Source organism: uncultured Rhodoblastus sp. (assembly GCF_903903185.1).
Lineage (GTDB): Bacteria > Pseudomonadota > Alphaproteobacteria > Rhizobiales > Beijerinckiaceae > Rhodoblastus.
In genome coordinates, this window is the sequence record NZ_CAIUXT010000025.1 from 1 (window position 1) to 9,870 (window position 9,870).

Sequence of the window (9,870 nt, forward strand, 5' to 3'; positions counted from 1 at the left end):
AACCGACGGCGGCAGCAGAAAACCGGTTTGCCGATCAAAATTGCGGAAGTTGTCCATCGGAACGACCGTCATGGGGCGAGAATCAACGAAACGATCCTATCCTATCGCCCGCTCTTCGCTAAGTCCGACAGGCTGCTAGGGTTTTTAGTCGCATATAGGGAGAATTGCGGAAATCCTTGTCGGCAAAGCCCATACCGCGAAGACCGGAAATGAGTCGTTCTATCGATTGATCGAGAGACACCTGAGGAATGAACCCCGGCGCCAAGGACTTGAAGAGGGCGAAATCCACCTTGTAGGAGCGCTTGTCCGGTGGCGCGCTCGTGTTGATGGATACCTTGACGCCCCGGAGGTGGCGTGCAACGGCATCGGCCAATTGCGATACTTGGTAATTGCCCTCGTCGCGACCGGCGTTGATTGCAAGGAACCTGCCGCCGTTGGATGGATCGCGATGGATTGCCCAGTCGATCGCCCTGGCCATGTCTTCCACGTCGATCAGCGGACGCCAGGGCGTGCCATCGCTCAATACCGTGATTTCTTCCGATGCAATCGCACAGGCGACAAAATCGTTCAGCACCAGATCAAGGCGCAGACGATCGGACATGCCGCAGGCCGTGGCGAAGCGAAGCGACGTAACGGTCATGCCTCCTAGATCGGATTCCAGAAACGCCTTTTCCGAACCTATTTTCGAGCGCGCATAAGCGGTGAGCGGATTGGTAGGATCCTGTTCGGACCGCGCGCCACCTTCTGCGTATCCGTACATGCTGCAGCTCGATGCAAAGACGAAATTCTTTACGCCGCGCAGAGACGCCGCTTCCGCCAGCCGAACTCCGGCCGCCTGATTAATTTCATGCGTGACGCTTTCGAACTTGTTGCCCATCGGATCGTTGGACACGGCGCTCAGATGGACGACGGCGTCGACGCCGTTCAACGCATCCGGAGGAAAGTCGCGGATGTCGCCAAAAATTTGCCGGTCGAGCAAATGTTCCGGCAGCGCACTGGCATTCGTCAGGCAATGCCCGAAAAAGCTAGAATCGAAACCGATTAGTTCTCTGCCTGGCTCCGTTTGGCGCAGAAATCGCGTGAGAACGGGACCGACATAACCCATATTTCCAGTGATCAAAATACGCATATCTCTCCGTCCCGTCTCACCAGATTTTCCAGGGCGCCTTGCCCGAGCCCCAAAGATCCTCGAGCTGGCGCTTGTCACGTAACGTATCCATCGGCTGCCAGAAGCCTTTATGGAAATGCACGCCGAGATTGCCTTCAGCGGCAAGACGGCTCATCGGCTCCTGTTCCCAGACAGTCGCGTCGCCTTCAATATATTTTCCAACTGCGGGCGAGAGAACGAAAAAGCCGCCATTGATCCAGCCGCCGTCTCCGACCGGCTTTTCGAGAAATCCGGTAACGCGGTTGCCCTCGTAATCGATGGCGCCGAAACGGCCTGGCGGCTGTGTCGCCGTCACGGTGGCCAGACGACCTTCCTTACGATGCAAGTTAATGAGCGCTCCGATGTCGATGTCGCCGACACCATCTCCATAAGTCAAACAAAACTCCTTGTCGTCACCGAGATAGGGTAGAATACGTTTGATGCGACCGCCGATCATCGTCGCTTCTCCGGTCTCCACAAGAGTTACTCGCCATGGCTCAACCGCGACATCATGCACCTCCATGGAGTTTTTTTCTAAGTCAAACGTTACATTTGACATATGAAGAAAATAGTTCTTGAAATACTCTTTTATTACATATCCTTTATATCCAAGACAAATAATAAAATCGTTAATTCCATGCGCAGAATAAATTTTCATGACATGCCAGATGATAGGCTTGCCCCCAATTTCAATCATTGGCTTCGGCTTGATGTCGGTTTCTTCAGCAAACCTTGTGCCGAGGCCGCCCGCCAAAAGAACCGCTTTCATTTTGACTCCTGCAGCATTAAACTTATTTATCCGATTCAGACCGCCTTTGTTGAACGAATCGGCCAATCGGCGTTCAATTTGAAACCCGCCAATCTTAGGTTCGGGCATGTAGCACAACGCGCCTTGCGAGGAAAGCCAGCGACTTTCGAAATGCCTGGCGCCAATGCGTGGTCGAAGCTCGGCGACGAAGGCGTTTAAGTGGGGCCTTCGCCATTTTTGCCATCAAAAAGTCGTTGTCCTAATCGAGATCGACGGGATCATAGGCCACGCCTGTCGTGGGAGCAAAGCGTCGGAAAAAAACGACAATAATGCCTGCTGCATGGAGCAATGAATGCGCAAGGCCCTGATTGCTTTAATGATTTCTCTGGGGTCCGGCCTGACCGAGCCGGCCTTCGCCGGCGAGGGTTTCGTTGGCTCCTGGCGGATAAAGTCGATCTCGTCCGCGCCGCCCGTCGATCCCGCGCAAACGCAATTCGTTATCCTCGAGGATGGCCGCGTCAGTTCGACGGTGGGCTGCAATCGCATCCTCGGCAAGCCCGAGATCGACGGGGCGCGGATAAGATTCGGCCCGATGGCGGCGACACGGCGCGCCTGCTTCAGGCCGGTCGCCGATCTGGAGGCGAAATATCTTGCCGCGCTCGACGCCGTGCGCTCCTGGCGCGTTGAAAAGAATTTCAAGAAGGGCGCAACCCTCACGTTGCTCGACGCCTCGGGCGCGCCGCTCGTCACCCTGACCAGAGCCAGATGAGGAAGGCGGCGCCGACGCTTCGGCGTCACAGGATAAAACTGCGATCTCTACGCTCGACGGGAGGTTTTTTTTGGCGTTGATCATCGCGCCAGGCGCCGCCATAGTATCAATATCGATCGCGGACCCCTTCCATTGCGGGCTCATGTCCTTTATGGGCCTTGTCGACGAAATTGAGGGAATGCCTTGTCTTCGACCAAACTCGAACCCGTATCGGGGCGCGCCCGGGCGCCGATGCTTCCCGTCCTGCTGGCGCTTGCTTTGGCCATGGCCGGCTGCAAGTCCGAAAAAGCCGCTGAGGCGCCGCCGCCGCGTCCGGTCCGCACCGTAATCGCCGAAAAAAGCGAGTTGGGCCAATCCGTCGTTCTGACCGGCCAGATTCTGGCCGAGAAAGAGGTGGCCCTCGCCTTTCGCATCGGCGGCCGGATCATCGAACGAAAGGCCGATGTCGGCAACCGCGTCACCCCCAACCAGGTGCTGGCGAAACTCGATCCGCAGAACGAGTTGAACGGATTGCGTTCGGCGCGCGCCGCGCTGTCTGCCGCCGAGGGCCGGCTGGCGCAGGACAGCAATAATTTCGAGCGGCAGCAGACGCTGCTGAACCGGGGATTCACCACGCGGGTCCTGTTCGACCAGGCGGAGCAGGCCTTGCGCACGTCGCGGGCGCAGGTGGACGACGCCAAGGCTCAGCTGCACATCGCCGAGGACCGGGTCAGCTATACCGAACTCAGGTCCGATGTCGCCGGCACGATCACCGCGCGGCGCGCCGAATCGGGCGAGGTCGTGCAGGCCGGGCAGATGGTGTTCCAGGTGGCGCGCGATTCCGGCTGGGACGCTGTGTTCGCCGTGCCGGCGCAGGTGATTCGCTCGGCGCCCTCCGACGCCGTGATCGTCGTCTCGCTCACCGACGATCCTACCGTCACCGCGCGGGGCCATGTGCGGCAGGTCGATCCGCAGGCCGACCCGATCACGAGGACCTTCAAGGTGCGGGTCAGCGTCAACGATCCCCCGGCGGCGATGCGGCTCGGCGCCGTGGTCACCGGGCGGATGGACATGGAATCGGCGATCGGCATCGCCGTTCCGGCGACCGCGCTGACGGCGCTGAATGGCGCGCCCGCGCTATGGCTGGTCGATCCGGCGAACATGACCGTCAAGCTGCACCCGGTGGAAGTGCTGCGCTTCGATCCGGGAACGGTGGTGATTTCCGGCGGCCTCGAAGGCGGCGAGATCGTCGTCACGGCGGGCGTGCAGGCGCTGCATCCCGACCAGAAAGTCCGACTGATCGAGGCGCGCTCATGATCGGCCCAAATCTTTCCGATTGGGCGCTCAAACACCGGTCCTTCATCGTCTTCGCGATGCTCGCCATTGTCGCCGCCGGCCTCTCCTCCTATTATCGGCTCGGGCGCAGCGAAGACCCGGCCTTCACCTTCCGCACCATGATCGTGCAGGCCTCCTGGCCCGGCGCGACCCTCGACGAAACGCTCCAGCAGGTGACGGAGCGGCTGGAGCGCAAGCTGCAGGAGACCAAGAGTCTCGATTTTCTGCGCAGCTACACCAGTCCCGGCGTCGCCACCATCTTCGTCAACCTGAAAGGCGCGACGCCCCCCGCCCAGGTTCCCGACATCTGGTATCAGGTGCGCAAGAACATCGGCGACATTCGCCGCACCCTGCCCTCCGGCGTCGTCGGTCCCGGCTTCAACGACGATTTCGGCGACACCTACGGGCTGATCTACGGCTTCACCGCCGACGGCTTCACCCATCGCGAATTGCGCGACTATGTCGAGGACATCCGCTCGAAGCTGCTGCAGGTCAAGGACGTCTCGAAGATCGAGATTCTCGGTGCCCAGGACGAGCAGATTTTCGTCGAATTCTCGACGCAAGTGCTCGCCGGCCTCGGCATCGACCGCGCCGCCCTGATCGCGGCGTTGCAGGCGCAGAACTCGGTTATCCCCTCCGGTTCGCTGCAAACCGGCGACGAAAAGCTGGTGATTCGCGTTACCGGGGCGTTCCGCACCGAGGACGATATTCTCGACGCCAATTTCCTGTCCAACGGACGCCTGATCCGGCTGCGCGACATTGCGCAGGTGCGCCGCTCGCTGGCCGATCCGCCGCAGCCGATGTTCCGCGTCAACGGCAAGCCGGCGATCGGTCTCGCCATCGCCATGCGCGACGGCGGCGACATTCTGGGGCTCGGCCGCAATGTCAAGACCGCCATCGACGGCGCCGTCGCCGACCTGCCGCTCGGCGTCGATGCGCAACTCGTATCCGACCAGCCGGTGGTGGTGCAGACCGCCATCGGCGAATTCATGGAATCCTTGTGGCAGGCCATCGCCATCATCATGGCGGTCAGCATCGTGAGTTTGGGCGTCCGGCCCGGCGCGGTGGTCGCCTTGTCGATTCCGCTGACCATGGCGATCATTTTTCCGATCATGGAGGCGCTCGGCATCGATCTCCAGCGCATTTCGCTCGGCGCCCTGATCATCGCGCTGGGGCTGCTCGTCGACGACGCCATGACCACGGTCGATGTCATGACCTCGCGCATGGCGGCGGGCGACAGCAAGGAGAAGGCGGCGACTTTCGCTTACGATACGCTGGCTTTTCCGATGTTGACCGGGTCCTTCGTCACGGCGGCGGGTTTCGTGCCGATCGGCTTCGCCAAGAGTTCGGCCGGCGAATATACTTTTTCGATTTTCGCGGTGGTCTCGATCGCGCTGATCGTGTCCTGGTTCGTCGCCGTGCTGTTCGCCCCGCTGCTCGGGGTCTGGCTTTTGAAAAAGCCCGATGTGGACCCCTCGGCGCCCCCCGCCAAGCCGAGCCGGATCCTGAGCGCCTTCCGCACCCTTCTGGTTGGCGCGATGCGCTGGCGCTGGGCGACCGTCGGCGTGACGCTCGCCTGTTTCGTCGCCTCTCTGCTGGCGCTGCCGCTGGTGCCGCGCCAGTTCTTTCCGGCCTCCGACCGGCCCGAACTCATCGTCGATCTGACCCTGCCGCAAAACGCCTCGATTTTCGCCACCGAGCGGGCGGCTGACAAGCTCGATGGCCTGCTGGCGAATAATCCGGACGTCGCCAGCTGGAGCTCCTATGTCGGACGCGGCGCGATCCGCTTCTACCTCCCGCTCGATGTGCGGCTCAACAATGATTTCTTCAGCCAGTCGGTCGTCGTCGCCAAGGACGTCGCCGCGCGGGATCGGCTGCACGCCTTGCTGGAAACCAAACTGGCCGAGGACCTGCCCAGCGTCGTCTCGCGCATTTCGCCGCTGGAACTGGGGCCGCCGGTCGGCTGGCCGGTGCAATATCGCGTCAGCGGTCCCGATATCGAGCAGGTGCGCGCAATCGCCCTTCGGCTTGGACAGGCCATGGGCGCCGACCCGCAGCTTCGGCGGATCAACTATGACTGGATGGAGCCCGCCCGCAAAATGCGGGTCAAGATCGACCAGGATCAGGCGCGGCTGCTTGGCCTGAGTTCGGAAACGCTGGCCGCGCATCTCAATACCGTGATGACCGGCGCGCCGATCACCCAAATCCGCGACACTATCTACCTCGTCGATGTCATCGCCCGCGCGCAGGACGAACAGCGCGTCTCGCTCTCGACGCTGCGCGCCTTGCAACTGCCGCTGCCCGACGGCCGCACCGTGCCGCTGAGCCAGATCGCGACGTTCGATTTCGACCAGGAATTTCCGCTGATCTGGCGGCGCGACCGAGTCCCTACCCTGACGGTGCGCGCCGACATCGCCGAGGGCGCGACGCCCGAGGGCGCGGTGGCGAAACTGGCGCCGGAAATCGAAAAGCTTCGCGCCGACCTGCCCAGGGGCTTTTCGATCGTAACCGGCGGCACGGTCGAGGAAAGCGCGCTTTCGCAGGCCTCGGTGTTCGCCATGCTCCCGGCGATGCTGTTCCTGATGCTGTTGTTCCTGATGGCGCAATTGCACAGTTTCAGCCGGCTGGCTCTGGTGCTGTGCATCGTGCCGATGGGGCTGATCGGCATTGTCGGGGCGCTGCTGCTGTCCGGCAGGCCGCTCGGCTTCGTCGCGATCCTCGGCATATTGGCGCTGATGGGCATGATTGCGCGCAATGCGGTCATTCTCATCGAGCAGATCGAGACCGAGCGCCGGCAAGGGCGTGGGGTCTGGGACGCCGTCGTCGAGGGGACGGTGTCGCGCTTCCGTCCGATCATGCTGACGGCTATTTCCACCGTGCTCGGGTTCATCCCGATCGCGCCGACGGTGTTTTGGGGACCGATGGCCTTCGCCATCATGGGCGGCCTGTTCGTCGCGACCCTGTTGACACTGATCGTGACGCCCGCGCTCTATGTCATCTTCTTCCATGCCAAGGAACGCGACGGGCGCAAGGCGCTCGCCTGATGGAGCGGAAAGTTCAGCGCAAACAACGGCGATAGGGAGCGGCGATGAGCGGGATCGAATCGGGCCAAACGCCAAACCGCGCCCGCGCGGCGGGTTTCCGGGCCGCTTTGTTTTTCGCTTTCTGGCTGGCGATTTCCGGCTGGAAGGCCGCCGATCTGCCGGTCGGGCTGATGGCCGCCGCCGCCGCCACATGGGCCAGTCTCGCGCTGATGCCGCCGACCGGCGCGCAGGTTCGGCCCAGGGCCCTCGCCGCCCTCGCGCTGCATTTTTTGCGCGGTTCGGTAGTGGCGGGTTTCGACGTGGCGCGCCGCGCGCTGGGGCGCAAGCTGGACCTCAATCCGGGTTTCGTCACGGCGCCTCTGCGTCTGCCGCCGGGCGCCGCCCGCGACGCCTTTTGCGCGCTGGCGAGCCTCGCGCCCGGCTCGCTGCCGGTCGAAATCGACGGCGACACGGTTCTGATCCATTGCCTCGACATCAAGCAGCCGGTCGCCAAGAATCTCGCGGCGCAGGAAACCCTGTTCATGCGGACGTTTCACGATGAATGAATTTCTGCTCTGCGCCGCGGGCTTCATCCTGCTGACCGTCGCCGCCGGCCTGTTTCGCGTGCTGCGGGGACCGGGCGACGCCGACCGGATGATGGCCGCGCAATTGCTCGGCACGGGCGGCATCGCGGCGCTGCTGCTGATCGCCTCGGCGACACCCGTCGCCGGCGTCGCGGATGTCGCGCTCGGCCTCGCATTGCTCGCGGCCTTCGCCTCGGTGGCCTTCGTCAACAGCGTCGGCGCGGATGACGGGCAAGCCCGGGAGGCGGACGGAAAATGAGTGTCGCGCTCGACCTGTTCAGCATTGTCGCCATAGCCGCCGGCGCGTTTTTCTTTTTCGCCGGCTCGGTCGGATTGCTGCGCTTTCCCGATTCACTGACGCGGCTTCACGCCTTGTCCAAGGCCGATAACCTCGGCCTCGGGCTGGTGGTGCTGGGACTGCTGCCTCGTGTCGCAAGTCTGCTCGACGCGCTGAAACTCGTGGCGATCTGGGCGCTGGTGCTGCTGTCCGGCGCAGCCAGCGCGCAATTGATCGGCCGCGCCCTGCGGCGCAGGGGAGGCGACGAATGAGCGTGCTGCAGATCCTCGACGTCGGCCTCGCGCTGCTGGTTCTGGCGGTCGCCGTCTGGACCATCGCCGCCAGGGAAATTTTCGGCGCGGTGGTCGGCTATGTCGCCTATGGCCTGTTGCTTTCGCTCGTCTGGATCAGGCTGTTCGCGCCCGATGTCGCCTTGACCGAGGCGGCCATCGGCAGCGGCGTCACCGGCGTCCTGCTCGTCACCTCCGGCGCGCGGCTCAAGGGCGCGGGCAAAGCCAGCGCCGCCGCGAAGCCTTCCCTGTCGCTGCGGCTGTCGGCGGCGGCGCTCAGCCTGCTCGCGGCGGCGGCGCTGGCGGGCGTGATTCTGGCGCTGCCCGACCCGGGGCCGACGCTGGCGCCGGAGGCCCGCCAACACCTCGCCGCGACCGGCCTCGGCAATCCGGTCACCGCCGTGCTGATCGCCTGGCGCTCGTTCGACACCATGCTGGAGAAGATCGTGCTGGCGCTTGCAGTGGTCGGCGTCTGGTCGGTCGCGTCCGACCTTTATTGGGGCGGCGCCCCGGCGCCGCTGGGCCGGGCCAATCCGCAAGGCGCGCTGCTGCTGCTCGAACAGACCCTGGTCCCGCTCGGCATTCTCGTCGGCGTGCATATTTTCTGGGTCGGCGCCGACGCGCCCGGCGGCGCCTTTCAGGCCGGCGCGATTCTCGCGGCCATGTGGATGATCGTGATGATCGCGCGGGTTTCCGAGCCGCCGCCGGTCAATTCGCGCTGGCTGCGGCTGGCGCTGGTCGCCGGACCGGCGGTGTTCATCGTCGCCGGCCTCGCGGGGCTCGGCATGGCCGGCTATTTCTTCGCCTATCCCGATGGTTTCGCCAAGCCGATCATCCTGTTCATCGAGGCCTTCATGCTGCTCACCATCGCCGCGACGCTGCCGGTTCTGGTCGCCGGCCCGCCCCGCCGGAGTTTTCGGCCATGACGCCTTCGACCCTCGCCGGGCTGGTCGGCGCCGCGCTGGTCGGCCTCGGGCTTTATGGCCTGATCGTCAACCCGCAGCCGTTGCGCAAGATTCTCGCCTTCAACCTGATCGGCAGCGGCGTGTTCCTGGTGTTCGGCATTGTCGCGCGAAAGGGCGCCGCCGCCGGTTTTCCCTTCGATCCCGTGCCGCAGGCGATGGTCATCACCGGCATTGTCGTGGCCTTTGCCGCCAGCGCGCTGGCCGTGGCGCTGATTTTGCGGCTGCATGAGGAAACCGGGCAGGTCCTGCTCGACGAGGAGAACCCGGCCAGCCTCCCGACACAGGAAGGGGCGGGAAAATGATCGAAGCCGCCGCCGCGCTTGAACCCACCTACGGCGGGCCTCTGCTCGTGCTCGCCATCCTGCTGCCGGTTATTGGCGTGCTGCTGTCCTTCGTGCTCGGCGGGCGGTTCGCCGAACGGGTGGCGCTCGTCCTGGCCCCGCTCGGACTGGCGCTGGCGCTCGCCATCGCCTTTCTGGTCTGGCGCTCCGGCGCGCCCGTCGTCTACAATGTCGCCGGTTTGGCGCCGCCGCTCGGCATCGCGCTGCGCGCCGATGGCCTGTCCGGCGTCATGCTGGTCACGGCGGCGCTGGTCATCTCCGCCGCCGGATTTTACGCGCGCGCCACGTTTGCGACGCCGGAAGGCTCTGCCGAGGCCCGCGCGCCTTTCGCCTTCTGGATCCTGCTTCAGGGGATCTGGGCGGCGCTGATTTTGCTGTTCATCGGCGCCGACCTGTTCAATCTCTATGTCGG

10 protein-coding genes and 1 pseudogene are annotated in these 9,870 nt (G+C 63.7%); 9 read left to right on the forward strand and 2 right to left on the reverse strand.

The genetic code is table 11. From position 1 onward, the window contains the following. Positions 1-118: 118 nt before the first annotated feature. Entirely contained in the window at positions 119-1,129 is a 1,011-nt protein-coding gene (locus QZY01_RS01825; protein ID WP_294532637.1) for an SDR family oxidoreductase, read from the reverse strand. A 16-nt stretch (positions 1,130-1,145) separates the two neighbouring features. Then, positions 1,146-1,916, reverse strand: coding sequence for a glucose-1-phosphate cytidylyltransferase (gene rfbF / locus QZY01_RS01830; protein ID WP_294532656.1), 771 nt, complete (start codon positions 1,914-1,916; stop codon positions 1,146-1,148). Positions 1,917-2,247: 331 nt separating this feature from the next. Between rfbF and QZY01_RS01835 the strand changes: the two genes are divergently transcribed. The 9 genes and pseudogenes from QZY01_RS01835 to QZY01_RS01875 form a co-directional block, all read left to right on the forward strand. Continuing rightward, the gene (locus QZY01_RS01835; RefSeq protein WP_294532639.1) at positions 2,248-2,664 is read left to right on the forward strand and encodes an META domain-containing protein; all 417 of its coding nucleotides are present in this window, start codon (positions 2,248-2,250) and stop codon (positions 2,662-2,664) included. A 183-nt stretch (positions 2,665-2,847) separates the two neighbouring features. Further along, positions 2,848-3,960 (forward strand): efflux RND transporter periplasmic adaptor subunit, encoded by a 1,113-nt coding sequence (locus tag QZY01_RS01840; RefSeq protein WP_294532641.1) that lies wholly within the window; start codon positions 2,848-2,850, stop codon positions 3,958-3,960. Then, positions 3,957-7,022: an efflux RND transporter permease subunit gene (locus tag QZY01_RS01845; RefSeq protein WP_294532643.1), complete on the forward strand. Its 3,066-nt coding sequence runs from the start codon at positions 3,957-3,959 to the stop codon at positions 7,020-7,022. The genes QZY01_RS01840 and QZY01_RS01845 overlap by 4 nt, the downstream gene beginning before the upstream one ends. Positions 7,023-7,066: 44 nt before the next feature. Then, entirely contained in the window at positions 7,067-7,567 is a 501-nt protein-coding gene (locus tag QZY01_RS01850; RefSeq protein ID WP_294532646.1) for a Na+/H+ antiporter subunit E, read from the forward strand. Next, positions 7,560-7,844: a monovalent cation/H+ antiporter complex subunit F gene (locus QZY01_RS01855; RefSeq protein ID WP_294532647.1), complete on the forward strand. Its 285-nt coding sequence runs from the start codon at positions 7,560-7,562 to the stop codon at positions 7,842-7,844. Before QZY01_RS01850 ends, QZY01_RS01855 begins: the two co-directional genes overlap by 8 nt. Next, complete coding sequence (locus QZY01_RS01860; protein WP_294532649.1) at positions 7,841-8,134, forward strand: monovalent cation/H(+) antiporter subunit G; 294 nt, start codon at positions 7,841-7,843, stop codon at positions 8,132-8,134. Before QZY01_RS01855 ends, QZY01_RS01860 begins: the two co-directional genes overlap by 4 nt. Continuing rightward, a complete protein-coding gene (locus QZY01_RS01865; RefSeq protein ID WP_294532651.1) occupies positions 8,131-9,078 on the forward strand; it encodes a hydrogenase subunit MbhD domain-containing protein in 948 nt (315 codons plus the stop codon). The genes QZY01_RS01860 and QZY01_RS01865 overlap by 4 nt, the downstream gene beginning before the upstream one ends. Then, positions 9,075-9,419 carry an NADH-quinone oxidoreductase subunit K gene (locus QZY01_RS01870; protein ID WP_294532654.1) on the forward strand — a complete coding sequence of 115 codons (345 nt, stop codon included), beginning with the start codon at positions 9,075-9,077 and terminating at the stop codon, positions 9,417-9,419. Before QZY01_RS01865 ends, QZY01_RS01870 begins: the two co-directional genes overlap by 4 nt. After that, positions 9,416-9,870: pseudogene (locus QZY01_RS01875) on the forward strand (NADH-quinone oxidoreductase subunit J); the annotation flags it as partial. The gene QZY01_RS01870 and the pseudogene QZY01_RS01875, both read left to right, overlap by 4 nt.

Coding starts and splice junctions, on each gene's coding strand:
- QZY01_RS01825 (WP_294532637.1), bottom strand. CDS start 1,129: ATGCGTATTTTGATCACTGGAAATATGGGTTATGTCGGTCCCGTTCTC.
- rfbF (WP_294532656.1), bottom strand. CDS start 1,916: ATGAAAGCGGTTCTTTTGGCGGGCGGCCTCGGCACAAGGTTTGCTGAA.
- QZY01_RS01835 (WP_294532639.1), top strand. CDS start 2,248: ATGCGCAAGGCCCTGATTGCTTTAATGATTTCTCTGGGGTCCGGCCTG.
- QZY01_RS01845 (WP_294532643.1), top strand. CDS start 3,957: ATGATCGGCCCAAATCTTTCCGATTGGGCGCTCAAACACCGGTCCTTC.
- QZY01_RS01850 (WP_294532646.1), top strand. CDS start 7,067: ATGAGCGGGATCGAATCGGGCCAAACGCCAAACCGCGCCCGCGCGGCG.
- QZY01_RS01855 (WP_294532647.1), top strand. CDS start 7,560: ATGAATGAATTTCTGCTCTGCGCCGCGGGCTTCATCCTGCTGACCGTC.
- QZY01_RS01860 (WP_294532649.1), top strand. CDS start 7,841: ATGAGTGTCGCGCTCGACCTGTTCAGCATTGTCGCCATAGCCGCCGGC.
- QZY01_RS01865 (WP_294532651.1), top strand. CDS start 8,131: ATGAGCGTGCTGCAGATCCTCGACGTCGGCCTCGCGCTGCTGGTTCTG.
- QZY01_RS01870 (WP_294532654.1), top strand. CDS start 9,075: ATGACGCCTTCGACCCTCGCCGGGCTGGTCGGCGCCGCGCTGGTCGGC.